Consider the following 26,837-nt stretch of genomic DNA (forward strand, 5'->3'; position numbering starts at 1 on the left):
TGCGGACCGTGGTTGCTTCTCGCGCAGTTCCCCGCGCCCCTAACCCCGTTCCGGTCTGCGGACCGTGGTTGCTTCTCGCGCAGTTCCCCGCGCCCCTAACCCCGTTCCGGTCTGCGGACCGTGGTTGCTTCTCGCGCAGTTCCCCGCGCCCCAACCCCGTTTCCGTCCGCGGACCGTGCCCGCTTCTCGCGCAGTTCCCCGCGCCCCCAAGGGTCTGGGTGCTGGCCAGCATGGACATCTTCAGCCTGTCCGGCGTTTGAGGACGAGCGCCCTTTAGGCGCGAACGGGGGTGCAGGGGGCGGAGCCCCTTGCAGGGGGTTCGAGGGGCGCAGCCCCTCAGGGGGTCTGGGGCGCAGCCCCAGGGGCCCGAACCCATCAACCCGGCCGCACGGGCGGGCGGGTGGGCAGGATGCCCGGGGTCTGGGGCGGAGCCCCAGGGGGCCCGGAACCAACCAACCCCGGGTCACGGGCGGGGCCGATCAACCCCGCACCGAGGGGGTTCGGGCACCATGGGAGGGGAGGGGGTCGGTGGGGCGCCCGGCAGCGTTGGGAGCGGATCGTGGTCGACGTACAGGGCGCCGTAACACCGGGCTACGAACCGGTGAGGGACGCGTTCGTGCGGAACTTCACGCACCGCGGCGACCACGGCGCAGCCGTAGCCGTGTACCGCGACGGCCAGAAGGTCGTCGACCTGTGGGCCGGCACCAAGGACGTGGACGGCACCGCCCCCTGGGCCCTGGACACCGCGCAGATCGTCCGCTCGGCCACCAAGGGCGTGGCCGCGGCCGTCCCCCTGCTCCTGCACCAGCGCGGCCGCCTCGACCTGGACGCCCCCGTGTCGACGTACTGGCCGGAGTTCAAGGCGGCCGGCAAGGACCGCACCCTGGTGCGGCATCTGCTCGCACACCGGGCGGGCGTACCCGCACTGGACCGCCCGCTCACCCCCGCCGAGGCCATCGACGGCGAGAGCGGCCCCGCGGCCGTCGCCGCCCAGGCCCCGCTCTGGCAGCCCGGCAGCGCGCACGGCTACCACGCGCAGACGTACAGCTGGTTGCTCGGCGAGCTGGTCCGGCGGGTCACCGGACGCACCATCGGCCGCTGGCTCGCCGAGGAGATAGCCGGGCCGCTCGGTCTGGACTTCTGGCTGGGCGTGCCGGACATCGAGGCGCACCGGGTGGGCCGCATCGGCCCCGTCGACGCGCCCGAGGGCGAGGGCGGCCTTCGGCTGCGGCCGAAGCGGAACGTCAGCGAGGCCTACGCGGACCCCACCTCGCCGACCCGTCGCGCGTTCGGCGCGATCGACCCGATGCCGGACGAGAACGACCCCGCCTACCGCGCGGCCGAGCTCCCCGCCTCCGCCGGCATCTCCACCGCCCGCGCGCTGGCCCGCTTCTACGCCGCCACCATCGGCCAAGTCGACGGCGGGCGGCGCCTGTTCGCGCCCGCCACGCTCACCCTGGCCCGCACCGAGGAGAGCGCGGGGCCCGACCGCGTCCTGGTCGTGAACACCCGCTTCGGGCTCGGCTACATGCTGCACGGCCCCGCCGCCCCGCTGCTCGCCCCCGGCTCCTTCGGGCACCCCGGACGCGGCGGTTCGCTGGGCTTCGCCGACCCGGAGTCGGGCCTCGCGTTCGGCTATGTGACCAACGGGCTCCAGAAGGGAGTCACCGCGGACCCGCGTGCCCAGGCCCTGGTAAGGGCGCTACGTTCGACCGTATGACGCATCCTCAATTCGCTTCGCGCACCGCACGTTTCGAGGGACACGCCGCGCTGATCACCGGCGCGGGGCGCGGCATCGGCGCCGCCATCGCGCGCAGACTGACCGACGAGGGCGCCCGAGTCCTCGTCGCCGACGTCGACTTGGCGCGTGCGGAGGCGACGGCCGCCGAACTGAAGGGCGCCGTGGCCCGGCACTGCGACGTCTCCGACCGCGCCTCGGTTGAGGCCGCGGTCGCCTTCGCCGTCGAGGAGTTCGGCCGGCTCGACGTCCTGGTGAACAACGCGTACTCCTGCACCCCGGACGCCGACCGCTTCGAGGACGAGGACGACGAGGAGTGGGCCCGTGACCTGGACGTCACCCTCACCGGCGCCTTCCGCTGCGCCCGCGCCGCCCTCCCGCACCTGGCGGCCTCCGGCCGGGGCGCGATCGTGAGCATCGGCTCGGTCAACGGCGAGCAGGACTTCGGCAACCACGCCTACAGTGCCGCCAAGGCGGGCCTCGCCTCGCTGACCCGTACGCTCGCCGGGCACGCCGCGCCGCGCGGAGTACGGGTCAACCTCGTGCACCCCGGCACCATCCGCACCCCCGCATGGGAGGACCGCCAGGGCCAGTTGGAGCGGCTGGCGGCGCTGTACCCGCTGGGCCGGGTCGGGGAGCCCGAGGACATCGCGGCGGCCGTCGCCTTCCTGGCCTCGTCCGACGCGTCCTGGATCACCGGCACCACCCTGCGCGTGGACGGCGGCATCCTCGCCGTCAACACCGGCTTCCGGCGCACGGATCACGACGGGTGAGGCACCCCGGCGGCCATGACCGCGGCCGGTGAGGCGCCCCCGCGGCAGCCCGGCCCGGGCCTCGACCCGCCCGCGGCGCCGCGCGAAGCGGCCGGGCGAGCCGGTTCCACCCCGCGCCGGACGCGAGCCGGTCTCAGCCCGCGCGCAGGACCTGCGCGACGATGGGCCCGGCCGCGGTCCCGCCGTGCCCGCCGGACTGCACGAGCGCGGCGGCCGCGAGGTCGTCGCTGTAGCCGGCGAACCAGCTGTCCGACTTGTTCTGGCCGTCCTTCTCCGCGGAGCCGGTCTTGGCACCCTTGACCCCGCCGACGTTCGCCATGGCCTCCGTCGCGGTCCCGTACGGGGCGGTCGCGGTGATGTGCATCATCTCGCGCAGCTGGGCGGCGATGTTCGACGGCAGCGGGTCGGCCTGGGCCAGCTCGCGGCCGTCGAGGGACTGCGGCACGATCACCGGCTGGCGGAACCGGCCCGACTTCGCGGTCGCCGCGACCGACGCCATGTCGAGCGGGCTCATCTGGACCTTGCCCTGCCCGATGTAGGCGGCGGCCGTCTCGGCGCCGGCCGACGCGGGCACGCTGCCGTCGAAGGTCGGCACGCCGACCTTCCAGTCCTGGCCGATGCCGAAGTAGTTGGCGGCGACCCGGCCCAGCGCTCCGTCGTCGTTCACCTCGTGGATGTGCTTGATGAAGGCGGTGTTGCAGGACCTGGCGAAGCTCTTCGAGAAGGGATCGCTGCTGGGGAGCGAGAAGTTGTCCAGGTTGTGGAAGGTGACGCCCTCCCACTGCACGTCCGAGGGGCACACGGCCGGCTTGTCCGCGGACACCTTGCCCTGCTCGATCAGCATCGTCGCCGTGACGATCTTCATCGTCGAGCCGGGGGCCACCCGGCCCTGGAGCGAGGCCGGGAACTTGTCGTTCCGGTTGTCCGCGACCGCCCGGATCTCGCCGGTGCTCGGCTTGACGGCCACCACCGAGGACTCTCCGAAGCGCTTCACGGCCTGCTCGGCGGCGGCCTGCACATCCGCGTCGAGCGTCGTCTTCAGCTTGCCCGGGGTGCCCTTCTGGAGGGTGATCAGGGTGCGTGCCGGGCTGCCGTTGCCCTGGATCTGGAGCTCGACGCCCGGCGTGCCGTTCACCTTCGCGCCGTACTTCTCGCGCAGCCCGTCCAGAATCGCGCCGAGCGAGGGGTACTTCTCCTTGGTCAGCGGGCGGTCCTTGTAGTCGACCGCCTGGATCTCCGGGTTCTGCGCCGGTTCGGTCACCAGGCGCTCACCCTTCTTCAGCTGCGGGTGGAGCACCGCGGGCTGCCAGTCGACCAGCGGCTTGTGCGTGGACTGACCGCGTACGACGGTGAGTTGGGAGGCGTAGGCGAGCGGAGCCGTCTTTCCCCCGAACGAGACGTCGGCCTTCACCGTGTACGGGACGACCGCGCCGTTCGGCGCGCCCGGCGTGACCGTCACGTTCGTGATGTGCGCCTGCTCGCTGAATCCGGACAGGGCCGTCGAGGCGTCCGCCTGGTTGTTGGTGAGGGCGGCGGCCCCCGCCGCGTCGCCCTTCGCCCAGGCCTGGAGGAAGGCGGTCGACGTCTCCTTGATCTCGTCCGCTCCCGGCGGCCCGGTGCGGGCGGGCGCGCCCTGCGTGTGCGTACCGCCGGGGCCCTTGTCGTCGCTCCCGCCGACCAGCGCGTATCCCCCGTACGCCACGCCTCCGGCGACCACCACGAACACCCCGCCCACGATGGCGACCTTCGCTCCGCTGCGCATCCCGCAGTTCCCCTCCCCAGGAGTCCCCCGAACTCCTTGAACATGTTCAAGGAGTTACTTGGGAGTGACTCTACGGGACAGGAGTGACAGAGGGTCTCGCAGTTGTCCGAACGGTTACCGGAACGCGACCGGCATCACACCCAACTGTCCAGCCACATCCGGCTGCGCCAGGAGTCCAGCGGGATGGGCGTACCGGTGTAGATCGGCCAGAAGTACACGAAGTTCCAGATGATGAGCAGGACGAGGACACCGGCGCCGATCGCCCCCACCGCCCGCCGCCTCTCCCCGGCGGCAAGCCCCGGCTCCACGGGAGCGGCCGCGCCGCGCGCCCCGTGCGGCGGCCCGATGATCGCCCCGATCATCATCGCCACCGCGAGACACAGGAACGGCACGAAGACGACCGCGTAGAAGAAGAAGATCGTCCGCTCCTGGTACATGAACCAGGGCAGGTACCCGGCCGCGATGCCGCACGCGATCGCGCCCGCCCGCCAGTCGCGCCGGAAGATCCAGCGCCACAGGACGTACAGGAGCGCGAAGCAGCCGGCCCACCACAGGAGCGGAGTGCCGAGCGCCAGGACCTCGGAGGCGCACTTGCCGCCCGCGTCCGAGGGGCAGCCGCCGGTGCCGGGACCGGGGCTCTCGTAGTAGTACGAGACCGGCCGGCCGAGGACGAGCCAGCTCCACGGGTTCGACTGGTAGGTGTGGCCCTCGGTGAGGCCGACGTGGAAGCTGTAGACCTCGGTCTCGTAGTGCCAGAAGCTGCGCAGCGAGGCCGGCACCCAGCTCAGGTCGAACTGCGGCAGGTGGTTGACGGTGCCGATGACCGGGAGCTTGATGTGGTCGGGGGACAGGCCCGCGCGGCCGTCCGCCCAGTGCCGCCCGTAGCCCTTGTCGGTGACGAACCAGCCCGTCCACGACACCATGTACGTGGCGATCGCCACCGGCACCGTGGACACGAACGCCCAGAACGCGTCCCGGCGGAGCACCGCCCGGTAGGGGCTGACCGCGCCCGCCGTGCGCCGGGCGCCCACGTCCCACAGGACGGCCATCACACAGAAGAAGACCAGGATGTACAGGCCGTTCCACTTGGTGCCGCAGGCGAGCCCCAGCATGACCCCGGCCCCGATCCGCCAGGGCCGCCACCCGAACCGCAGACTCGCCGCGATCCCGGCGTCCGGGCGCAGCTGCCCGTCCTCGCCCTCGGGCAGCGCGGCCGCGAGCCGGGCTCTCGTACGGTCGCGGTCGACCAGGAGGCAGCCGAAGGCGGCCACGACGAAGAACATGACCACCGTGTCGAGCAGCGCGGTGCGGCTCATCACGAAGTGCAGCCCGTCGACGGCGAGCAGCGCGCCCGCCAGGCAGCCCAGGAACGTCGAGCGGAACAGGCGCCGCCCGATCCGGCAGATCAGCAGCACCGACAGGGTGCCCAGGACGGCGACCATGAACCGCCAGCCGAACGGCGTGAAGCCGAACATCTTCTCGCCGATGCCGATCAGGTACTTGCCGACCGGCGGATGCACCACATAGCCCGGCGCGGTCGGCACCGAGATGAGGTCGGGGTTGGCGAGGATCGACTTGTCGATGTCCTTCGGCCAGTCGCCCTCGTAGCCGTGGTTGATGAGCGCCCAGGCGTCCTTGGCGTAGTACGTCTCGTCGAATATCACCGCATCCGGGGAGCCCAGGTGCCAGAACCGCATCAGGCCCGCGACCAGCGTCACCAGGAGCGGCCCGACCCACGCCGACCAGCGCACGATGCGCGCCGCCGCCTCCGGTCCGATGCCCAGGACCGTCCACAGCTGCCCGGCGGGCCGGGCGAAGGGCGGCACCAGGCGCTCGCGCAGCCCGGTTCTCGGCCGCACGACATGGCCGAACCGGCGCATGCGGTGCGCCCAGGAGGGCGGCTCGTCCCCGGCTTCGTGGCCCGGAAGGGTCGGTGGCGCAGTACTGGTCACCGCGCCATCGTAGGGAACTCACCTATGGGAGTCCCGTGGCCGGGCCCGGCGGCCTCGGCTCCGGCGGGCTGGGAGGATGGTCGGTGTGACCGGAACACTCGTACTCGCAGGCACCCCCATCGGCGACACCGCGGACGCCCCGCCCCGGCTCGCCGCCGAACTGGAGCGGGCCGACGTCGTCGCCGCCGAGGACACCCGGCGGCTGCGCCGCCTCACCCAGGCGCTCGGCGTGCACACCACGGGCCGGGTCGTGTCCTACTTCGAGGGCAACGAGTCGGCGCGCACCCCCGAACTCGTCGAGGCACTCGAAGGCGGCGCCCGGGTGCTGCTCGTCACCGACGCCGGCATGCCCTCGGTCTCCGATCCCGGCTACCGCCTGGTCGCGGCCTGTGTCGAGAAGGACATCGAGGTCACCGCGGTGCCGGGCCCCTCCGCCGTGCTCACCGCGCTCGCCCTGTCCGGGCTGCCCGTGGACCGCTTCTGCTTCGAGGGCTTCCTGCCCCGCAAGGCCGGCGAGCGCCTCGGGCGGCTGCGCGAGGTCGCCGGGGAGCGGCGCACCCTCGTCTACTTCGAGGCCCCGCACCGCCTCGACGACACCCTCGCGGCGATGGCCGAGGTGTTCGGCGCCGAGCGGCGCGCGGCGGTGTGCCGGGAGCTGACCAAGACGTACGAGGAGGTCAAGCGCGGCCCCCTGAAGGACCTCGCGGTGTGGGCGGCCGAGGGGGTGCGCGGCGAGATCACCGTCGTGGTCGAGGGGGCGCCCGAGAGCGGCCCGGCCGACCTCGACGCGGCCGAGCTGGTGCGGCGCGTACAGGTCCGGGAGGAGGCGGGGGAGCGGCGCAAGGAGGCCATCGCGGCCGTCGCCGTCGAGACCGGTCTACCCAAGAGGGAGGTCTTCGACGCGGTGGTGGCGGCAAAGAACGCGGCACGTCAGAGCCCCGCGGACGGTAAAGGACTATCGTAAAAAGTAAAACGCAGGCCGCGCACCGGGGCAGGGAAATGCACGCAGCCCTAGGAAAGGCCAAGACCGCGCCAACTCTCGACAGCACCTGATGCGTTTTGGCAGCGAAAGGCGTCTCCTGGATCGGGGGACCTTTCGCCCCCGCTCGCAAGAGCGCTCGCAAGAGCTTGTCCAGCGGACAAGAGGAGCCGGCACATGAGTGAGATCGCTGAGACCACGGCACACGAGGCGTACGCCTTCGCGTGCATGCGGTGCGGATACGGCTGGGAACAGGCGTACGAGATAGAGCACCACGTAGACGCCTCCGGCCAGGCATTCGTCATATACAAGGCCAACGGCGACCGGGTGCCTTCCCCGCTGTCCGCCCCCACCTGCCTCAACTGCGGCGGCCACGTGGTGCGCATCATGCGCGCCGGGCGGGTGTCCTCCGCGCAGCAGGTCCAGCACCGCGCGTCCGCCCCGGCACAGCCCGGGCCCCAGGACGCGGCCGACGCCACCGTGAAGCCGGAGCACCACTGGCACCTGTCCGACCTCCTGCACCCCTTCCACCGCAAGTAGGCACCAGGTTCCACCGCAAGTAGGCGCCAGGGCGCCGGGGGCACGGGCCCTTTCGTAGGATCGGCGGCATGAGTGCCGCCAAGAAGGACGCCCCGCCCCCGCTGCCCGAGCCGCTCGGCGTGGCGGTGGCCGATTCGCACACCCACCTGGACATGCAGGACGGCACGGTCGAACAGGCCCTGGAGAAGGCCGCGGCCGTCGGCGTCACCACGGTGGTCCAGGTGGGCTGCGATGTGAAGGGCTCCCAGTGGGCCGCCGACACCGCCGAGGCGTACGCGGCCGTCCACGCGGCCGTCGCCCTGCACCCCAACGAGGCGCCCCGGATCGTCCTCGGTGACCCGGACGGATGGTCGCGCCAGGGCGCGCGCGGCCCCGGCGGCGAAGGGGCCCTCGACGAGGCCCTCGCGGAGATCGAGCGGCTCGCCGCGCTGCCCTGGGTCAAGGCCGTCGGCGAGACCGGTCTCGACTACTTCCGCACCGGGCCCGAGGGCAAGGCCGCCCAGGAGCGGTCGTTCCGGGCGCACATCGAGATCGCCAAGCGGCAGAACAAGGCGCTCGTCATCCACGACCGCGAGGCGCACGCCGATGTGCTGCGCATTCTGCGCGAGGAAGGCGCCCCCGAACGTACCGTCTTCCACTGTTATTCCGGCGACGCGGAAATGGCCGAACTCTGCGCCGAATACGGGTACTTCATGTCCTTCGCGGGAAACATGACCTTCAAGAACGCCCAGCCGCTGCGGGACGCCCTCGCGGTCGCCCCGCAAGAACTCGTTCTCGTCGAGACGGATGCGCCGTTCCTCACGCCGGCGCCGTACCGCGGACGGCCCAATGCGCCGTATCTCATTCCGGTCACGGTGCGCGCCATGGCGGCCGTCAAGGGCGTCGGCGAAGATCTGCTGGCCGCGGCGATCGCCGACAACACCGCGCGGGCGTTTGATTACTGAGCGATAACGAATCCGGCCCTCCGGCGCCGTTCCGCGGTGGCGCGCAGGGTAATGCCACGACGCTGGGTAGTCGAGCCGCTTTGGAGAGTGACCGTCCCTCCGCTAATGTCCCGGCCCGCACCACCGGACCGGACCCTGGAGCGTCGTGAGCAATTCGCAGGGCAGTCACCGTGCCGCACGCGGCGGCCACCGCGCCGCGACCGTCACGGCGCCGCCTCCCTACGCCACCGCGTACGCCGGCCACGAGACCCGGATCGCGCCCGTGGCCCCCGTCCCCGAGCCGCGCGGCCCCGAAGCGTTCGAGCCGGCGCCCGCACCGGATGCGGACGGAGGCCGCGCCGGGGCCCGCCGGGCGGCGCGGCGCCGCAAGTCGTCGGGCGGCCCCGACAAGCTGCGCCGGCTCATCCCGCAGGCCCTGGTCGTCGCGTTCCTGGCGGGCGGCACCTCCGCGTTCCTGGTCACCGACAAGGCCGTCCGGCTCACCGTCGACGGCGTGCCGCGCACCATGCACACCTTCGCCGGCAGTGTCGAGGAACTCCTCGCCGACGAACACGTACCGGTCGGCACGCACGACATCGTGGCGCCCGGCCCCGATGCCGCGCTCGCCGGCGGCGACGAGGTCGTGGTCCGCTACGGCCGCCCGGTCCAGCTGACCCTCGACGGACAGCGCCGCCAGGTGTGGACGACGGCCCGTACCGTCGAGGGCGCCCTGCGCCAGCTCGGGGTGCGCGCCGAGGGCGCCTATCTGTCGGCGTCCCGCTCCTCGGAGATCGGCCGCGCCGGCCTCGCCCTGGACGTACGCACCGAACGCTCGGTGACCTTCCTCGCGGACGGCCGCGAACGCACCCTGCGCACCAACGCGGCCACCGTCGCCGAGGCGCTCCAGGAAGCCGGCATCTCCCTCCAGGGCCAGGACACCACGTCCGTGCCCGGCGCCTCCTTCCCGCGCGACGGGCAGACGGTCACCGTGATGCGGATCAGCGGCACCAAGGAGGTGCGCGAGGAGCCCATCCCGTTCAAGGTCGAGAAGACCAAGGACGCGACGCTCTTCGCGGGCACCCAGGTCGTGGTCCGCCAGGGCGAGAAGGGCGCCCGCAGGGTCACGTACGCGCTGCGGACCGTCAACGGCGTCAAGCAGAAGCCCAGGAAGATCGCCGAGGAGGTCGTCCGCGAGCCGGTCACGCAGCAGATCAAGATCGGCACCAAGGCGCTGCCGTCCTCGGTGGGCGGCGCCGAGCACCTCAACTGGAGCGGCCTGGCCCACTGCGAGTCCGGCGGCCGGCCCGGCGCCCTCGACCCGTCGGGCACCTACGGCGGGCTCTACCAGTTCGACCCCGGCACCTGGCACGCGCTCGGCGGCAGCGGGCGGGCCGAGCAGGCCCCTGCCGCCGAGCAGACCTTCCGGGCGAAGAAGCTCTTCGTGAGCCGGGGGGCGAGCCCGTGGCCGCACTGCGGCCGTAGGCTGTATCGGTGAGCACCACTGAGCCCGACGCACTCCTTACCCCCGCCGATGTCCGTGAACTGGCCGCAGCGCTTGGCGTACGCCCCACCAAGCAGCGCGGCCAGAACTTCGTCATCGACGCCAACACGGTCCGCCGGATCGTGCGGACCGCCGAGGTCCGCCCCGACGACGTCGCGGTCGAGGTGGGGCCGGGTCTCGGCTCGCTGACGCTCGCGCTCCTGGAGGCGGCGGACCGGGTGGTGGCCGTCGAGATCGACGACGTGCTCGCGGCGGCGCTGCCCGCGACGATCGAGGCGCGGATGCCCGCGCGGGCCGACCGCTTCGCGCTGGTCCACTCCGACGCGATGCTCGTCCGGGAACTGCCGGGCCCGGCCCCCACGGCCTTGGTCGCGAACCTCCCGTACAACGTGGCGGTCCCGGTCCTGCTCCACATGCTGGACCGCTTCCCGAGCATCGAGCGCACCCTGGTCATGGTCCAGGCGGAGGTCGCCGACCGGCTCGCGGCGAAGCCGGGCAACAAGGTGTACGGGGTGCCGTCGGTCAAGGCGAACTGGTACGCCGACGTCAAGCGGGCCGGGTCGATCGGGCGGAACGTGTTCTGGCCCGCGCCGAACGTCGACTCCGGCCTGGTGTCCCTGGTCCGCCGCTCGGCTCCCGTCGCGACGACGGCCTCCAAGGCGGAGGTGTTCGCGGTGGTCGACGCGGCGTTCGCGCAGCGCCGCAAGACCCTGCGGGCCGCGCTGTCCGGATGGGCGGGCTCGCCCGCGGCGGCCGAGGCGGCCCTGGTCGCGGCCGGGGTGTCGCCCCAGGCGCGGGGCGAGGCACTGACGGTGGAGGAGTTCGCGGCGATCGCGGAGCACCGGCCCGGCTGATCCCTCCGGGGGGTGGGAGGCGTTGGGGTGCGCTTTCGGGTTCGAGTGCGGCTGCGGACCGTGCGTGGCTGGTCGCGCCCGCCCCTGGCCGTACCGGTGCTGGGGCACCTACAGCCCGTCCGGCGTTTGAGGACGAGCGTTTGGGCGCGAACGGGGTCTGGGGCGGAGCCCCAGGGTCCTTTCAACCCCCGGAGGGTCTCGGGAAGGGGCGGGGCGGGGGCCGAACCGGGGTCCGGAGCGGAGCCCCAGGGCGCTTCGACCCCCCGGGGTGGGGGAAAATGGGGGCGCCCCAGCCGAAGGAGCCCGCCCCCCGTGACCCCCCGCACCGTCACCGTCCGCGTCCCCGCCAAGGTCAACACCCAGCTGAGCGTGGGCCCCGCCCGCCCGGACGGCTTCCACGACCTCGCCAACGTCTTCCTCGCGGTCGCCCTCCACGACACCGTCACGGTCACCCCCGCCGACGAACTCCGCATCACCTGCACAGGACCGGACGCCGCCCAGGTCCCCCTGGACCGGACGAACCTGGCCGCCCGCGCCGCGGAACTGCTCGCCGCACGCCACGGCATCCAGCCCCGTGTGCACATCCACATCGACAAGGACATCCCCGTCGCGGGCGGCATGGCCGGCGGCAGCGCCGACGCCGCGGGCGCCCTCCTGGCCTGCGACACGCTGTGGGGCACGGGGGCGAGCCAGGACGAACTCCTCGACATCTGCGCCGAGTTGGGCAGCGACGTCCCCTTCAGTCTGGTCGGCGGCGCGGCCCTCGGCACCGGGCGCGGCGAGCAGCTCACCCCGCTGGAGGTCGGCGGCACCTTCCACTGGGTGTTCGCGGTCGCCGACGGCGGGCTCTCCACCCCGGCCGTCTACCGCGAGTTCGACCGCCTCACCCCGGACGCCCCCGAACCCGCCGCCGCCCCGGCCCTGCTCGACGCACTGCGCACCGGCGACGCCAAGGCACTCGCGGCCACCCTCGCCAACGACCTCCAGGCCGCCGCGCTCTCCCTGCGCCCCTCACTCGCGGACACCCTCGCGGCGGGCACGGCGGCGGGCGCCCTCGCCGCCCTGGTCTCGGGCTCGGGCCCGACCACGGCCTTCCTGTGCGCGGACGCCGAAGCGGCCCACCGGGTGGCCACCGCCCTCACCGGCTCCGGCACCTGCCGCACCGCCCGCGCCACCACGTCCCCGGCCCCGGGCGCGACGGTACTGACGGGCTGAGTCAGAGCTCGTCGATCGCGGTGAGGTCGACCTCGATGACGTACGGCCTGCCGGCCTTGAGCCGCTCGCGCCGCAAGCCCAGGTGGACGTACGCGTGCGCCTACGACGCGAGCCGCATGCTCCCCTTGGCCAGCTCGTAGGCCGGGAGCATCTCCCGGTGCTCCTCGGTGTCCAGGCCGCCCAGGTGCAGCACCAGCGTGCCCCTGGGGGTGACGACCGCCAGGGCGTGTTCCTGCTTCGACTCGTCCAGCAGCTTGCTGTACGTCTCGAAGACGACCTCCGCCGCCGGCAGTGGGCCCGCCTCGATCTCCTCGTACGTCGCCTTGCTCGCGTTCCTCTGGGAGCCGACGAAGGACTCAAGTGCCGCGCGGGGCGTGCCCGTTGAGGTGTTCTGGACCCAGGTCCGCAGATAGCCGAGGTGCCCCGCGGGCTTCGCGTCGATCTCGCAGACCAGATCGAACGGGCCCTGCTTGGTCCACGAGGCGAGCGGGGAGTCGGCGGCCGGCCGTGGCGCCGGCTTCGGCTTCCAGTCCGGCGCCAGCTCGAAGGAGACCGGCATGGCGCAGGCCGTCCCCGGGGCGCCCACCCTGCCGTCCTTCGTCGCCGCGTTCCGGCCCGGTGCGGGCGAGGCCCCGGCCGTCGAACTCCCGCCCGCGGAGGGGGACGGGCTCACCGAGGCCGACGGGCTGCCGCCCCCTGAAGGGGAGGCAGCCGTTGCCGTCGCGTTCCGCGACGCCGGCTCCTTCTGCTCGCCGCACCCGGCCAGGGCCGCCCCCACCAGTGCCGCCGCGACCGTGCCCCGCACCACATACCGCTTCACAACCCCGCCCCTTATATGCGTTGTCCGCCCCATAAACCTCGCAATCCGAGGATTTGACCATCGTATGACCTCACGGACGCCCCCTTGATCGCCGCCGCCCGTCGCCACCCCGCCGCGGCGACTACTCTGGACGACGATCCATCCCCCTGCTCAGGAGTGAAATGGCCGTCAACCTGGTCAATGTCGAGGCAGTCAGCAAGGTGTACGGGACCCGTGCCCTGCTCGACGGAGTCTCCCTCGGCGTCTCCGAGGGGGACCGGATCGGTGTCGTCGGGCGCAACGGCGACGGCAAGACCACCCTGATCCGGATGCTCGCGCAGCTGGAGGAGCCGGACACCGGCCGCGTCACCCACGTGGGCGGGCTGCGGCTCGGCGTGCTCACCCAGCACGACTCGCTCGACCCGCAGGCCACCGTGCGGCACGAGGTCATCGGCGACCTCGCCGACCACGAGTGGGCCGGCAACGCCAAGATCCGCGATGTGCTGACGGGGCTGTTCGGCGGGCTCGACCTGCCCGGGTTCGCGCAGGGCCTGGACACCGTCATCGCGCCGCTGTCCGGCGGCGAGCGCCGCCGCATCGCGCTCGCCAAGCTGCTCATCGGCGAGCCGGACCTGATCGTGCTCGACGAGCCCACCAACCACCTGGACGTCGAGGGCATCAGCTGGCTCGCCCGCCACCTCCAGGCCCGGCGCTCGGCGCTCGTCTGCGTCACCCACGACCGCTGGTTCCTCGACCAGGTCTGCACCCGCATGTGGGACGTCCAGCGCGGCTCGGTCTTCGAGTACGAGGGCGGCTACTCCGACTACGTCTTCGCCCGTGCCGAGCGCGAGCGCATCGCGGCCACCGAAGAGGTCAAGCGGCAGAACCTGATGCGCAAGGAGCTGGCCTGGCTGCGCCGCGGTGCCCCGGCCCGCACCTCCAAGCCGCGCTACCGCATCGAGGCCGCCAACGAGCTCATCGCGGACGTGCCGCCGCCGCGCGACACCAGCGAGCTGATGAAGTTCGCCAACGCCCGGCTCGGCAAGACCGTCTTCGACCTGGAGGACGTGACCGTACAGGCCGGCGAGAAGCTGCTGCTCAAGCACCTCACCTGGCAGCTCGGCCCCGGGGACCGCATCGGCCTGGTCGGTGTGAACGGCGCGGGCAAGACCTCGCTCCTGCGTACGCTCACCGAGGCCTGGCGCACCGCGGGCGAGGCGCAGCCCGCCGCGGGCAAGGTCGTGGTCGGCAAGACGGTCAGGCTCGCCTACCTCTCCCAGGACGTGGCCGAACTCCCGCCCGCGCTGCGGGTGTTGGAGGCCGTCCAGCAGATCCGCGACCGCGTCGACCTCGGCAAGGGCCGCGAGATGACGGCCGGTCAGCTCTGCGAGCAGTTCGGCTTCTCGAAGGAGAAGCAGTGGACGCCGGTCGGTGACCTCTCCGGCGGTGAGCGCAGGCGGCTCCAGCTGTTGCGGCTCCTCATGGACGAGCCCAACGTCCTCTTCCTCGACGAGCCCACCAACGACCTCGACATCGAGACGCTGACCCAGCTGGAGGACCTCCTCGACGGCTGGCCCGGCTCCATGGTCGTCATCTCGCACGACCGGTTCTTCATCGAGCGCACCACCGACCACGTCTGGGCGCTGCTCGGCGATGCCGCGCTGCGGATGCTGCCGCGCGGCATCGACGAATACCTGGAGCGCAGGCAGCGGATGATCGAGTCCGCGCCCGCGCCGAGCGCGGCCCCCACCGCCCGGCCCGTGAGCGCCGTTTCGGCCCAGGACGCCCGGGCCGCGAAGAAGGAACTCCAGAAGGTCGAGCGGCAGCTCAACAAGATCAATGAGCGTGAGACGCATCTGCATGCGCAAATCGCCGATAACGCCACGGACTTCGAGAAGGTGGCGAAACTGGATGCCGAACTGCGCGAACTGATCGTCGAACGCGACGAGTTGGAAATGCGCTGGCTCGAACTCGCCGAGGACGCCTGAGGCATACCTCTGCGGAGGTGTTGCGGCGCTCGCGTAGAGACGGCGTGGGAACTCAGTAACGGCGGCATTACGGGCCGGTTCTCCCTTGGGAACAGGGATGACCGGCCCGTGGCCCGTCCTGCCCCGAGTGATAGAAAGTAGCTCCGTTCGACTGGCGTAAAGACGCAAAGACGCAAATTCGGGGGTATCTCGCTGTGACTCAGCCGCCCAGTTCGCAGCCACCGCAGGGTGGCTTCGGAGCACCGCAGGACAAGCCCCAGGGACCGCCCGCGCAGCCGCCCGGACCGCCGGCGCAGCCGCCGCGGATGCCGGCCGCTCCGCCCACGCCCCCGGCGCAGCCGCCGCAGACGCCCCCGGCCCCGCCGGCCGGGCAGCCCGGCTACGGCTATCCGCAGGCGCCCGGGCCGCAGCCGGGCTACGGATACCCCGCGGCCCCTTCCCCGCAGGGCGGCTACGGCTACCCGGGACAGCCTCCCACCCAGCCCAACCCGTACGCGGGGACCCCGCAGGGCGGCTACGGCTACCCCGGTCAGCCGCCGTACCCCGGCCAGGCGCAGTACCCAGGTGCTCCGGTGCCCCCGCAGGGCGGTGGCAAGAACCCGTTCAAGGGCAAGCCCGCGATGATCGTGGCCGCGGCGGTCGCGGGCCTCCTGGTCATCGGCGGCGGCGTGTACCTGGCGACGAGCGGCGGAGGTGACGACAAGAAGCCCGTCGCCGACAAGAGCCACAGCGCGCTCCCCTCCGGCTCCCCCTCCGTGGACGAGGGCGACGGCAAGGGCACCGGCCGCACCGGCAGCGACGACATCAACTCCGGTGCCAAGGCGGGCGACGCGCGGGTCTGGCTGCACCAGAACGACACCCCGCTGACCCAGAACGGCGCCGATCAGTACGGGCCGTGGGTCCTCGGGGACACCGTCGTCAAGGCCATGTACAAGGAGGTCGTCGGCTACGCGGTGGCCGACGGCAAGCAGAAGTGGTCGGTGCCGCTGGACACCGCCATATGCGGTGCGCCGCAGAGCCCGACCGCGGACGGACGGATCGTCCTGGGTGTGCAGGGCGACAACACCAAGAACGCGAAGTGCAACCAGCTCCAGTTGATCGACCTCGCCGCGGGCAAGGCCGGCTGGAAGGCTCCGGTGCCGGCGGAGGGGCTCTTCGACTTCATGGAGAGCTTCGACATGGCGATCAGCGGCAACACCGTGGCCGTGGCGCGTGACATGGGCGGAGCGAGCGGCTTCTCCCTCACGGACGGCAAGAAGCTCTACGGCACCCCGAAGACCGGCAATTGCAGTGCCAAGTCCTTCGCGGGCGGGGCCAAGCTGATCGCCGTCAGCCCGTGCGTCGACGCGGACAACATCGACGCGCCCGAGTCGGACCTCCTCCAGGAGCTGGACCCGGCCACGGGCAAGCCCAAGTGGAGCTACCAGTACGCCAAGGGCTGGACGATCAGCCGCGTCTACTCGGTGGACCCGTTGATCGTCTACTCGACCAACAAGGACAAGAAGACGGCGAACATCTCGACCTTCACCGCGGACGGCAAGCTCCGTTCGTCGGTCAAGTCCAAGTCCGCGCTCACCGCGAACTGCACCGGCCTGGGCTTCGGCGTGGGCACGCTCCAGGGCTGCTGGGGCACGGCCGCCGACGCCGACACCCTCTACATGCCCACCGATGGCAAGGACAGCGGAGAGCTCGGGGTCGGCCGCACCAACGACGTCGTCGCCATCGACCTGAACACCGGCGAGGAGAAGTGGCACGCGGCGGCGCCCAAGGGCCGCATGATGCAGCCCGTCGCCGTGGAGGGCGGCAAGGTCGTGCTCTACATGGAGGCCGGCGTCGAGGACGCGGCCGCGATCGCGTCGATGCCGCTGACCGGCGGCACCCCGCAGATCACCCTGCAGAGCCCGTCCTCGGCCGCGAGCACCGAACGCTACTTCTTCCAGCCCACGGCAGCGTGGGCGGGCGGACGGTTCTTCCTCATGAACACCAGGGTGAGCAGCCCCAAGGGCGACAAGAAGGACATCACGCTCCTGTCCTTCGGCAAGTGACGCCCCAACTCCCCGTCCCCGCCTTCCAGTCAGAGGTCCCCCCGGTATGAGCCAGCCACCCCAGCCCCCGCAGCAGCCCCCGCGCCCCGAGGACACACCCCCGGGCTTCGGCGCGCCCCAACAGCCCCCGGCCCCCGGCTTCGGCGCGCCCCAGGAGCCACCCGCCGGCGGCTTCGGCGCACCCACCCCGCCGCCGCCCGCCGGCCCGCCGAGCACCCCGCCGCCGGCCGGACCCCCGGCCTACGGCTACCCCCAGGCCCCTCCGCAGCAGCCCGGCTACGGCTACCCGGGCCAGCCTCCGACCCCGCCCCAGCAGCCGGGTTACGGCTACCCGGGCCAGCCTCCGACCCCGCCCCAGCAGCCGGGCTACGGCTACCCGGGCCAGCCCCCGACCCAGCCCGCGCAGGCCGGTTACGGCTATCCCGGCCAGCCCGCGCAGCCGCAGTACGGGACGCCCGGCGCGCCCGTTCCCGGCGGGCAGCCCGGTGGCAAGAGGCCCAGCACCCAGCTGACGATCATCATCGCGGCGGTCGTCGCGGTGGCCCTGATCGTCGGCGGCGGCATCTGGTACGCCTCCGGCAAGGACGACGGCAAGAGCGATGCCAAGTCGGGCGACACCGGCGGCGCCAAGGGCGGCGGCGGCACGACCGGGGGCGGCGGCAAGGAGAAGGCACCGGCCAACACCGCCGCGAGGGTGCTCTTCCAGACCCCCCAGCCCAAGGTCACCGACCTCACCTCGGTGCACGGCTCCTGGCTCACCGACAAGGTGTACGTCAAGGCCGGGGTCAAGGAGATCGTCGGCTACGACCCAGCCAAGGGGACGCAGGTCTGGAAGCTCCCGCTGACCGGCAACGTCTGCGAGGCGAGCACGCACGTCTCGGCCGACGGCAAGACCGCGTTCGCCTTCGAGAGCCAGGACGGCGGCTCCAAGTACGCCTCCTGCACCGAGGCCGCCGGCCTCGACCTCAACACCGGCAAGCTGTTGTGGCAGGCTGACATCAAGGGCGCCAACGGCGACCGCAAGACCCGGTTCGACGAGATCACCGTCGGCGCGGGCACGGTCGCGGCCGGCGGCCTCGACGGCGGCGCGGCCTGGGACCTGAACACCGGCAAGGAACTGTGGAAGCCCACCACCACCGCCGACCAGTGCAAGGACGTCGGCTACGGCGGCGGTGACGCACTGGTGGCCGTCCGCAAGTGCGGCGACTACGACAAGCCCACCCTCACCGTGCAGCCCCTCGACCCCAAGAGCGGCCAGCCGCTCTCCACGTACAAGGTGCTGCCCGGCATCGATTACCTCCACATCGTGTCCTCCAAGCCGCTGGTGCTCGCCGCCGACGTCGGCGACAGCGCGGGCGACGGCAGCGGCATCTCCGACTTCTTCTCCGTCGACGACAAGACCGGCAAGCTCCTCGCGCGCATCCCGGCCCCCGGCGACAAGTACTCGGCCAGCTGCGACAGCACCTCCGTCGAGAAGTGCACGATGGTCGTGGCCGGCGGCGGCAAGCTGTACGTGCCGACCGAGGAGCACGACAACGCGGCGAGCGGCTCCACCGGCTCGCTCGGCCGCACCAACGAGATCCTCGCCTTCGACCTGGCCACCGGCCAGCCCGTCCCCGGCAGGGCGGACGCGGGCGACGGCTACACGATGTTCCCGCTGCGCATGGACGGCAACAACGTCATCGCGTACAAGAACGCCCCGTACGACAAGGGCACCCAGGTCGTCAGCATCGACGGCGGCAGCCTCAAGTCGACGCTGCTCCTGGAGAACCCGGCCGACCGGACGGTCCGCGACGCGATCACGTCGTTCTCCGGGAAGTACGCCGACATCCTGTACGGCAACGGCCGCCTCTACCTGGGCGCGCAGCTCCTGAGCAAGCCGTACTCGGATACCGACGCCGAGAAGAAGTTCCTGTTCATGGCGACCGGCACGGGCTGAGCCGCCGCCCGGCGCGGGCCCCGCCGGCGGAGTCCGTTCTCCGCCGGCGGGGCCCGCGCCTTTTCCGCCCCCTTTCGTGCTGCCCTTCCCGGTGTCCTCCGCCGCAGGTCGGGGGCGCGTGGTGAGCCGGAAAACGGCCGAGATTGTCGTTTCGCCGTCCCTCGTACTTCCTCAACCACGCCTGAATGCAGGAGAATTCGGCATTCTGGGGGCTTCTTACAGGTAAGCGGCGCGCGGCGTCGAACAAGCGTGTAGCTTGCCGGGGCAAGAGGGGCCGGGGGGATGGGGGTAGCTCGATGGGCGTGCGGCTCATGGTGGTCGACGACCACCGGCTGCTCGCCGAGGCACTCGCCTCGGCGCTGAAACTGCGGGGCCACCGGGTCCTCGCCGCGGCGGCTCCGGTCGCCGGGGCCGCCGATCTGGTGGTGAGCCGGGCGCCGGAGGTGTGCCTGCTCGGCACGGCGGCACCCGCCGAACCCGGGGTGTTCGACCCGATCGTGCGGATCAAGCGGGAGCGGCCGCAGGTCGCCGTGGTGGTGCTCGGCCCGGTGCCGAGCCCGCGCGGGATCGCGGCGGCGTTCGCGGCCGGGGCGTCCGGCTATGTGCGCCACGACGAGCGCATCGAGGGTGTCGAGCGGGCCATGGTGAAGGCCAGGGCGGGGGAGGCGGCGGTCGCCCCGCAGCTCCTCCAGGGCGCCTTCGCCGAACTCCTCAACCCCGCCGCCCAGCCCGACGACGAGGGCCAGCGGCTGCTGCACCTGCTGACCCCGCGCGAGGTGGAGGTCCTGGTGCGGGTCGCGGACGGCGAGGACACCCGGCTGATCGCGGCCGGCATGGGCATAGCGCCGTCCACCGCCCGCACCCACGTCCAGCGGGTCCTGATGAAGCTGGGGGTGGGCTCCCGCCTTGAGGCGGCGGCCCTCGCCGCCCGGACGGGCCTGCTCGACCGTGCCACCCACGCCAAGACGCCCTAGCCGGGCCGCACTTCGAGCCCCGGCCGGGGCGCCCCGTCATCGGCCGGCCGGCGCCCAGTACGTCAGCTCTCCTCGGGGACGGGGGGCGCGGTGGGCCGCAGCTTCAGCCACACGAGGAAGAACACCCCGAGGACCAGCATGCCGAGCCCGGTCCACAGGTTGATGTTGATGCCCTGCGCCTTCTTCAGATCCGCGTCGGAGGCGAAGACCCCCGCCGCGCCGACGATCACCCCGTACAGGGTGAACAGGCCGCCGATGATCCGGCGGATGTCGAAGAGCCGCGCGGCCGACGCCGACTTCTTCTCCAACTCGGAGACTTCACGCTGTAGTTCGGACATGTCTTGGCCTCCGGTCAGAACGAGTAGGGGACGTAGCAGAGCGCGGCGAGCACGATCGCGCCCCAGCCGAGCAGGGCCGGCTTGCGGTACCAGGCGCTGTCGCCCTCGGCGGGCGGCTCCTCGACGCCGGGCGACTTCGTCCCGTACACCAGGCCGGCCAGTTCGGCGGCGGGCTTGGGCGCCGTGAACAGGGTGACGGCCACCATGACCACCGCGCCCGCCACGAATCCGACGATCGCCGAGACGAAGTTGGCGCCCTGGTCGGTCGGGATCGAGATGACGCCCTGCTTGTAGATCCAGAAGTAGTTGACCATCGCGGCGGTGGTGCCCGCGAGCAGGCCCCACACGCCCGACTTCACCGACGCCCGCTTCCAGAACATGCCGATCACGAACACCACGAACATCGGCACGTTGAAGAAGGAGAACAGGGTCTGGAGGTAGCCCATGATGTTGGAGAACGAGGACGCGATGAACGCCGTGCCGATCGAGGCGAGCACCCCGATCGCCGTGATCAGCCGCCCGAAGCGCAGGTAGTAGCCGTCCGGCTGGTCCTTCTTCACGTACTTGGCCCAGATGTCGTACGTGAACACGGTGTTGAAGGACGACACGTTGGCCGCCATGCCCGCCATGAAAGCGGCGAGCAGACCGGTGACCGCGATGCCGAGCACACCGTTGGGCAGCAGGTCCTGCATGAGCAGCGGGATCGCGTCGTTGTACGTCAGGGACGAGCCCGGGGTGCCGATCTTCGGCACGAGGACGGCCGCGACCAGGCCCGGGATCATCACCAGGAACACGATGAACATCTTCGGGAACGCCGCGATCAGCGGGGTCCGCCGCGCCGCGCTCAGGTTCTTCGCGGACAGCGCCCGTTGCACCTCGGCGAAGTTGGTCGTCCAGTAGCCGAAGGACAGCACGAAGCCGAGGCCGAGCACGATGGTCAGCCAGTTCGCGCCGAGCGGGTTGGACTGGCCGATGCCGGTGCCGCCCCACGCGGACAGGAAGTTGTGGCCGTGGCTGCTCTTGAGCGAGCTGGTCAGGCCGTCCCAGCCGCCGACCCGCTTGAGGCCGAGGATGGTCAGGGGTATGAGCGCGGCCAGGATCACGAAGAACTGGAGCACCTCGTTGTAGATCGCCGAGGAGAGGCCGCCGATGGTGATGTAGGCGAGCACGAAGAGACCGGCGACCACGATCGCCACCCACTGCGGCCAGCCGAGCAGCGCCTCCACGACGATCGAGAGGGCGTAGAGGTTGACGCCCGCGATCAGGACGGCGGCGAACGCGAACAGCGCCGAGGAGAGCAGGTGAGCCGACCTGTCGAAGCGCTGGAGCAGGAACTCCGGTACGGAGCGGACCTTCGAACCGTAGTAGAAGGGCATCATCACGAGCCCGAGGAACACCATCGCCGGGATGGCGCCGATCCAGTACCAGTGCACGACCGCCACGCCGTACTGGGCGCTGGTGGCGGACATGCCGAGGATCTCGGTGGCGCCGAGGTTGGCCGCGACGAAGGCGAGGCCGGTGACCCAGGCCGGCAGCGAGCGGCCCGACAGGAAGAAGTCGAGGCTGGTCTTCACGCTGGCGCGGGCGGCGAAGCCGATGCCCAGAACGACGATGAAGTAGATCGCCAGAATCGTGTAGTCGAGCCCGTTGGTGGGGAGCCGGAGCCCCGCGGCCAGATATTGCATGCGTACTCGCTTCGTCGCGCTTACTGATCCGGACGGGAACCTACGCCTCCATGTTCAGAAACTGAACAGTTTTGATGAGATTGTTTGTTTGATTGTGATCGAGGGTGCGTTTCGGCGACGGCACTGGCAGTGATCGTTCAGGGCCCGCCAGGCGCTTGCGCGCCCATTGACGGGTGCTGTTGGCTTGTGGTTTGTTGTGTGCGATTCTGTTGGATGGTGGAGGTTGCAGGTGAAGAAGACGTCGACCCGGCTCGCCGACGGACGTGAGCTGCTCTACTACGACGCGCGGGACGACCTCGTCCGGGACGAGACCGACCACCGCCCCCTCGACCCGGTCTCCACCGCGTCCGAGCTGCGCCACGACCCGCTGCTCGGCGACACGGTGGTCGTCGCCTCGCACCGCCAGGGCCGCACCTATCTGCCGCCCGCCGACGCCTGCCCCCTGTGCCCCTCGCGCGAGGGCCGCGACAGCGAGATCCCGGCCGCCGACTACGACGTCGTCGTCTTCGAGAACCGCTTCCCCTCGCTCGCCGGCGACTCCGGCCGCTGCGAGGTCGTCTGCTTCACCCCGGACCACGACGCGTCCTTCGCCGACCTCACCGAGGACCAGGCCGCCCTCGTCCTGGAGGCCTGGACCGACCGCACCGCCGAACTCGCCGAACTCCCGCAGGTCCAGCAGGTGTTCTGCTTCGAGAACCGGGGCGCCGAGATCGGCGTCACCCTCGGCCACCCGCACGGCCAGATCTACGGCTACCCCTTCACCACCCCGCGCACCGCCCTCATGCTCCGCTCGCTCGCCGAACACCGCGAGCGCACCGGCGGCCGCAACCTCTTCGACGACGTGGTCCGGCGCGAGCTCACCGAAGGCGACCGGGTGGTCCTGGAGGGCGAGCACTGGGTGGCCTTCGTGCCGTACGCCGCCCACTGGCCCTACGAGGTGCACCTCCACCCCAAGCGCCGCGTCCCCGACCTGCGCGCCCTCGACGACGACGCCCGCGCCGAGTTCCCCCGGATCTACCTGGAACTCCTGCGCCGCTTCGACCGGATCTTCGGCCCCGACGAGCCGCCCACCCCCTATATCGCCGCCTGGCACCAGGCGCCGTTCCGGGGCGAGGGCGCCGTCGACCGGGGCGAGTTCGGGCTCCATCTTGAGCTTTTCACCATCCGCCGCACTTCCGGCAAGCTGAAGTACCTCGCGGGTTCCGAGTCCGGCATGAGCGTGTTCATCAACGACGTGCCGCCGGAGGCCGCGGCCGAGCGACTGCGAGAGGTGGCCAGCAAGTGAGCAAGTACCTGGTGACGGGCGGTGCGGGATATGTGGGCAGCGTGGTGGCGGCCCACCTGGTCGAGGCCGGCCACACGGTGACCGTCCTCGACGACCTCTCCACGGGCTTCCGCGAGGCCGTTCCCGCCGGGGCCGAGTTCGTCGAGGGCCGTATCCAGGACGCCGCCCGATGGCTCGACGCGTCCTTCGACGCCGTCCTCCACTTCGCGGCGTTCTCCCAGGTCGGCGAGTCGGTGGCGGTCCCCGAGAAGTACTGGACCAACAACGTCGGCGGCACGATGGCGCTGCTCGCCGCGATGCGCGAGGCGGGCGTGCGCAGGCTGGTGTTCTCCTCCACCGCGGCCACCTACGGCGAACCCGTCTCGACCCCGATCACCGAGACCGACCCCACCGCCCCCACCAGTCCCTACGGAGCCTCCAAGCTGGCCGTGGACCACATGATCGCCGGGGAGTGCGCGGCCCACGGCCTGGCCGCGGTGTCCCTGCGCTACTTCAACGTGGCGGGTGCGTACGGGAGGTGCGGAGAACGCCACGACCCCGAGTCCCACCTGATCCCCCTGATCCTCCAAGTGGCCCTGGGGGAGCGGGACTTCATCTCCATCTACGGCGACGACTACCCCACCCCCGACGGGACCTGCGTCCGCGACTACATCCACGTGGCGGACCTGGCCGAGGCGCACCTGCTCGCCCTGGACGCGGCGACCGCCGGCGAGCACCTCGTCTGCAACCTCGGCAACGGCAACGGGTTCTCGGTCCGCGAGGTCGTCGAGACCGTGCGCAAGGTGACCGGCCACGAGATCCCCGAGGTCGTCGCGGGGCGGCGCGGCGGCGACCCGGCGGTCCTGGTGGCCTCCGCGGCCCGCGCCCACAAGCGCCTCGGCTGGCAGCCCTCGCGCGCCGACCTCGCCGCCATCGTGGCGGACGCCTGGGCGTTCGCGCGCCGGACGGAGCACACCGGTGAGTGAACGGAGCACGCCGGCCGAGGAAGTGGGCGCCGCCTTCCGGGAGTTGTACGGGTACGGGCCCGAAGGGGTGTGGGCCGCGCCCGGCCGGGTCAACCTCATCGGCGAGTACACCGACTTCAACGAGGGCTTCGTCATGCCGCTCGCCCTGCCGCACACGGCGGTCGCGGCGGTGTCCCGACGCACCGACGGGGTCCTGCGGATCCACTCGGCCGACATCGCGGGACCCGTGGTGGAGCTGCGCGCCGACGAGTTGGAACCGCTGTCCGGCGCGGGCTGGGCGGCCTACCCGGCGGGCGTGGCGTGGGCACTGCGCGAGGCGGGCCACGCGGTGCCGGGCGCGGACATCCACCTGACGTCGACGGTGCCGACGGGAGCGGGCCTGTCCTCCTCGGCCGCCCTTGAGGTGGTCACCGCCCTCGCCCTGCGCGACCTGTACGAACTCCCGCTCTCCCTCCCGGAGTTGGCCGCGCTGGCGCAGCGGGCGGAGAACGCGTTCGTCGGCGTGCCGTGCGGGATCATGGACCAGACGGCGTCGGCGTGCTGCGTGGAGGGCCATGTCCTGCACCTGGACGCGCGTGACCTGACGACACGTCACATTCCCTTCGACCTCCCCGCGCAGGGGCTGCGGCTGCTGGTGGTGGACACCCGCGTGAAACACGCGCTGGGAGACGGCGCGTACGCGGAGCGGCGCGCCGGCTGTGAGCGGGGCGCGCGGGAGCTGGGTGTACGCACCCTGCGCGAACTCCCCTACGCGCGACTCCCCGACGCGCTGGGGGAGCTGTCCTCCGAGACGGTCCGCGGCTGTGTGCGGCACGTGGTGAGCGACAACGAGCGAGTGGCGCGGGTGGCGGGGCTGCTCGCGGCGGGCGACGTCCGCGGGGTGGGCCCGGTGCTCACCGAGGGCCATGCCTCCCTCCGGGACGATCTTCGGGTGTCCTGTGCGGAGCTGGATCTGGTGGTGGACACGGCGGTGTCCGCGGGGGCCCTCGGGGCGCGGATGACGGGCGGGGGCTTCGGGGGCTCGGCGATCGTCCTGGCCGAGGAGGCGGTGCTGGGTGCGGTCTCGAAGGCCGTGGCCGTGGCCTTCGAGCGGTCCGGGTGGGCCTCGCCCCGAATCTTCGAGGCGGCCCCCTCGCCGGGGGCGCGGCGCCTGGCCTGAGGGTCCCCCCCTCGTCCGGGGCGGGTGTACTGGGCCTCTGCGCTGGGCGCCTGTGCTGGGCCTCTGTGCTGGGGCTCTGCGCTGGGTCCCTGTGCTGGGCCCCTGTGGTGGACCTCTGCGCTGGGGCTCTGCCCCAGACCCCGGGGTTTTCGCCCCGCCCCACCCCTTCCCGCAACCCTCCGGGGGTGGAATAGGGGCGGCCGGCTTTACGGGGCTGGGCCCCGGGCCCCTGGTCCGGCTGCGGACCGTGCGTGGCTGATCGCGCAGTTCCCCGCGCCCCCACCTCCCTCTCGTCCGTCCACCGTGGGTGGTTGGTGGCGCGGTTTCCCGCGCCCCTCACCCCCGTTTCCGTCTGCGGATCGTGGTCGCTTCTCGCGCAGTTCCCCGCGCCCCTAAAAGCCTTGGTGCTGGCCCGCATCGGGCACTTCAGCCCGTCCGGCTGATCGGTAGGGGCCGGTGGAGGTATCTCCAGCCCGTCCGGCTGATCGGTACGGGCCCGTACCGGGCACCTTCAGCCCGTCCGGCGTTTGAGGACGAGCGCCCTTTAGGCGCGATACGGGGTCCGGGGCGGAGCCCCGAACCGGGGGGTGCAGGGGGCGCAGCCCCCTGCGGGGGTCCGAGGGGCGCAGCCCCTCGAAGGGGGTCTGGGGCACAGCCCCAGGGGCCGAACCCATCAACCCGGCCGCACGGGCGGGAGGGCGGGCAAACCCCCAGGGGGTGCAGGGGGCAGAGCCCCCGCAGGGGTCTGGGGCGCAGCCCCAGGGGCCGGAACCCACCAACCCCGCCGCACGGGCGGGAGGGTGGGCAAACCCCCGGGGTCTGGGGCGGAGCCCCAGGGGCTGGAACTCTCCAACTCCGGGCAACGGGCGGGTGGGTGGGCAAACCCCCGGGGTCTGGGGCCCCTGGGGCCCCAGACCTGCCGCCCCCGGGTCAGGGCAGCCGCTTGGTCAGGGTGTACTCCGTGACCCCCGGCGGATAGTCGGGGATCACCGCCACGACCTCGTACCCCCGCCCCCGGTAGAACCCCGGCGCCTGGAAGTCCCACGTCTCCACCCGGGCAAACCCACACCCCCGCTCGGAGCGCGCCAACTCCTCGGCGCGGGCGAGGAGTTGGCTGCCGAGCCCCCCGGAGCGGAGCCCCGCGTCCACCCACAGGAGGTCGACGTGGAGCCAGCCCGCCCAGGTCCGCCCGGTCAGGCCCCCGGCCAGCAGGCCCTCCTCGTTCAACCCCCAGACGTGGAGCGGTACTTCCTTCCCGGCCGGCGTCCCCCGCAGGGCCCGCAGCGCCGGCGACCGCTCGGTGTTGGTGTCCCGCAGGCGCCGCCCCAACTGCGCCTGCCGGGCCTTGTCCACTTCTGTCTCAAGACGAAACATGGAACTCACCCTAAACATTCGCACACGCCAAGTAGCCGGACGGGTTCCC

The 26,837-nt window shown here is 72.0% G+C and carries 21 protein-coding genes; 15 read left to right on the forward strand and 6 right to left on the reverse strand.

The features are described from left to right. Window positions 1-556: 556 nt before the first annotated feature. Both ACFYNP_RS27990 and ACFYNP_RS27995 read left to right on the forward strand, forming a co-directional pair. Window positions 557-1,720 carry a serine hydrolase domain-containing protein gene (locus ACFYNP_RS27990; protein ID WP_388420638.1) on the forward strand — a complete coding sequence of 388 codons (1,164 nt, stop codon included), beginning with the start codon at window positions 557-559 and terminating at the stop codon, window positions 1,718-1,720. Further along, window positions 1,717-2,511: an SDR family NAD(P)-dependent oxidoreductase gene (locus ACFYNP_RS27995; protein WP_388420637.1), complete on the forward strand. Its 795-nt coding sequence runs from the start codon at window positions 1,717-1,719 to the stop codon at window positions 2,509-2,511. The genes ACFYNP_RS27990 and ACFYNP_RS27995 overlap by 4 nt, the downstream gene beginning before the upstream one ends. Before the next feature lie 133 nt (window positions 2,512-2,644). On the opposite strand, the gene ACFYNP_RS28000 is transcribed toward ACFYNP_RS27995, so the two are convergent. Together ACFYNP_RS28000 and ACFYNP_RS28005 are read right to left on the reverse strand one after the other, a co-directional pair. Next, window positions 2,645-4,273 (reverse strand): penicillin-binding transpeptidase domain-containing protein, encoded by a 1,629-nt coding sequence (locus tag ACFYNP_RS28000; RefSeq protein ID WP_388789176.1) that lies wholly within the window; start codon window positions 4,271-4,273, stop codon window positions 2,645-2,647. Between the two features lie 134 nt (window positions 4,274-4,407). Continuing rightward, complete coding sequence (locus tag ACFYNP_RS28005; RefSeq protein ID WP_388789178.1) at window positions 4,408-6,225, reverse strand: dolichyl-phosphate-mannose--protein mannosyltransferase; 1,818 nt, start codon at window positions 6,223-6,225, stop codon at window positions 4,408-4,410. Window positions 6,226-6,301: 76 nt separating this feature from the next. On the opposite strand from ACFYNP_RS28005, the gene rsmI reads away from it, so the two are divergent. The 6 genes from rsmI to ACFYNP_RS28035 all read left to right on the forward strand — a co-directional run bounded on the left by rsmI (window position 6,302) and on the right by ACFYNP_RS28035 (window position 12,237). Next, the gene (rsmI, locus tag ACFYNP_RS28010; protein WP_388420634.1) at window positions 6,302-7,189 is read left to right on the forward strand and encodes a 16S rRNA (cytidine(1402)-2'-O)-methyltransferase; all 888 of its coding nucleotides are present in this window, start codon (window positions 6,302-6,304) and stop codon (window positions 7,187-7,189) included. Between the two features lie 192 nt (window positions 7,190-7,381). Next, window positions 7,382-7,744, forward strand: a complete 363-nt coding sequence (locus ACFYNP_RS28015) for a hypothetical protein (RefSeq protein WP_100574101.1) — start codon at window positions 7,382-7,384, stop codon at window positions 7,742-7,744. Between the two features lie 68 nt (window positions 7,745-7,812). After that, window positions 7,813-8,688, forward strand: a complete 876-nt coding sequence (locus tag ACFYNP_RS28020; RefSeq protein WP_388420633.1) for a TatD family hydrolase — start codon at window positions 7,813-7,815, stop codon at window positions 8,686-8,688. 145 nt (window positions 8,689-8,833) lie between these two features. After that, window positions 8,834-10,162 (forward strand): ubiquitin-like domain-containing protein, encoded by a 1,329-nt coding sequence (locus ACFYNP_RS28025; protein WP_388420632.1) that lies wholly within the window; start codon window positions 8,834-8,836, stop codon window positions 10,160-10,162. After that, window positions 10,159-11,022: a 16S rRNA (adenine(1518)-N(6)/adenine(1519)-N(6))-dimethyltransferase RsmA gene (gene rsmA / locus ACFYNP_RS28030; protein WP_388420631.1), complete on the forward strand. Its 864-nt coding sequence runs from the start codon at window positions 10,159-10,161 to the stop codon at window positions 11,020-11,022. The genes ACFYNP_RS28025 and rsmA overlap by 4 nt, the downstream gene beginning before the upstream one ends. Window positions 11,023-11,334: 312 nt before the next feature. Then, the gene (locus tag ACFYNP_RS28035) at window positions 11,335-12,237 is read left to right on the forward strand and encodes a 4-(cytidine 5'-diphospho)-2-C-methyl-D-erythritol kinase (RefSeq protein WP_388420630.1); all 903 of its coding nucleotides are present in this window, start codon (window positions 11,335-11,337) and stop codon (window positions 12,235-12,237) included. A 100-nt stretch (window positions 12,238-12,337) separates the two neighbouring features. On the opposite strand, the gene ACFYNP_RS28040 is transcribed toward ACFYNP_RS28035, so the two are convergent. Beyond that, window positions 12,338-13,057 (reverse strand): lipoprotein, encoded by a 720-nt coding sequence (locus ACFYNP_RS28040; protein ID WP_388789180.1) that lies wholly within the window; start codon window positions 13,055-13,057, stop codon window positions 12,338-12,340. A 161-nt stretch (window positions 13,058-13,218) separates the two neighbouring features. Between ACFYNP_RS28040 and ACFYNP_RS28045 the strand changes: the two genes are divergently transcribed. The 4 genes from ACFYNP_RS28045 (at window position 13,219) to ACFYNP_RS28060 (ending at window position 19,982) form a co-directional block, all read left to right on the forward strand. Continuing rightward, a complete protein-coding gene (locus ACFYNP_RS28045) occupies window positions 13,219-15,024 on the forward strand; it encodes an ABC-F family ATP-binding cassette domain-containing protein (protein WP_388420628.1) in 1,806 nt (601 codons plus the stop codon). 305 nt (window positions 15,025-15,329) lie between these two features. Continuing rightward, window positions 15,330-17,069, forward strand: coding sequence for a PQQ-binding-like beta-propeller repeat protein (locus ACFYNP_RS28050; RefSeq protein ID WP_388420627.1), 1,740 nt, complete (start codon window positions 15,330-15,332; stop codon window positions 17,067-17,069). A 46-nt stretch (window positions 17,070-17,115) separates the two neighbouring features. Then, the gene (locus ACFYNP_RS28055) at window positions 17,116-19,008 is read left to right on the forward strand and encodes a PQQ-binding-like beta-propeller repeat protein (protein ID WP_388789183.1); all 1,893 of its coding nucleotides are present in this window, start codon (window positions 17,116-17,118) and stop codon (window positions 19,006-19,008) included. A 296-nt stretch (window positions 19,009-19,304) separates the two neighbouring features. After that, the gene (locus ACFYNP_RS28060; RefSeq protein WP_388420625.1) at window positions 19,305-19,982 is read left to right on the forward strand and encodes a LuxR C-terminal-related transcriptional regulator; all 678 of its coding nucleotides are present in this window, start codon (window positions 19,305-19,307) and stop codon (window positions 19,980-19,982) included. A gap of 62 nt (window positions 19,983-20,044) precedes the next feature. On the opposite strand, the gene ACFYNP_RS28065 is transcribed toward ACFYNP_RS28060, so the two are convergent. Continuing rightward, the gene (locus tag ACFYNP_RS28065; RefSeq protein WP_388789186.1) at window positions 20,045-20,320 is read right to left on the reverse strand and encodes a hypothetical protein; all 276 of its coding nucleotides are present in this window, start codon (window positions 20,318-20,320) and stop codon (window positions 20,045-20,047) included. A gap of 14 nt (window positions 20,321-20,334) precedes the next feature. After that, window positions 20,335-22,005, reverse strand: a complete 1,671-nt coding sequence (locus ACFYNP_RS28070; protein WP_388420623.1) for a sodium:solute symporter family protein — start codon at window positions 22,003-22,005, stop codon at window positions 20,335-20,337. A gap of 229 nt (window positions 22,006-22,234) precedes the next feature. Here ACFYNP_RS28070 and galT point away from each other — a divergent pair, with 229 nt between their 5' ends. The 3 genes from galT to galK are packed head-to-tail and all read left to right on the forward strand — an operon-like array spanning window position 22,235 to window position 25,414. Beyond that, the gene (gene galT, locus ACFYNP_RS28075; protein WP_388420622.1) at window positions 22,235-23,290 is read left to right on the forward strand and encodes a galactose-1-phosphate uridylyltransferase; all 1,056 of its coding nucleotides are present in this window, start codon (window positions 22,235-22,237) and stop codon (window positions 23,288-23,290) included. Continuing rightward, window positions 23,287-24,255 (forward strand): UDP-glucose 4-epimerase GalE, encoded by a 969-nt coding sequence (galE, locus tag ACFYNP_RS28080; protein ID WP_388789189.1) that lies wholly within the window; start codon window positions 23,287-23,289, stop codon window positions 24,253-24,255. The genes galT and galE overlap by 4 nt, the downstream gene beginning before the upstream one ends. Then, entirely contained in the window at window positions 24,248-25,414 is a 1,167-nt protein-coding gene (galK, locus tag ACFYNP_RS28085) for a galactokinase (RefSeq protein WP_388789192.1), read from the forward strand. The genes galE and galK overlap by 8 nt, the downstream gene beginning before the upstream one ends. A 930-nt stretch (window positions 25,415-26,344) precedes the next feature. On the opposite strand, the gene ACFYNP_RS28090 is transcribed toward galK, so the two are convergent. Next, window positions 26,345-26,788, reverse strand: coding sequence for a GNAT family N-acetyltransferase (locus tag ACFYNP_RS28090; protein WP_388420475.1), 444 nt, complete (start codon window positions 26,786-26,788; stop codon window positions 26,345-26,347). Between the last annotated feature and the right edge of the window lie 49 nt (window positions 26,789-26,837).

It is taken from the genome of Streptomyces sp. NPDC006691, from assembly GCF_042869955.1.
Lineage (GTDB): Bacteria > Actinomycetota > Actinomycetes > Streptomycetales > Streptomycetaceae > Streptomyces.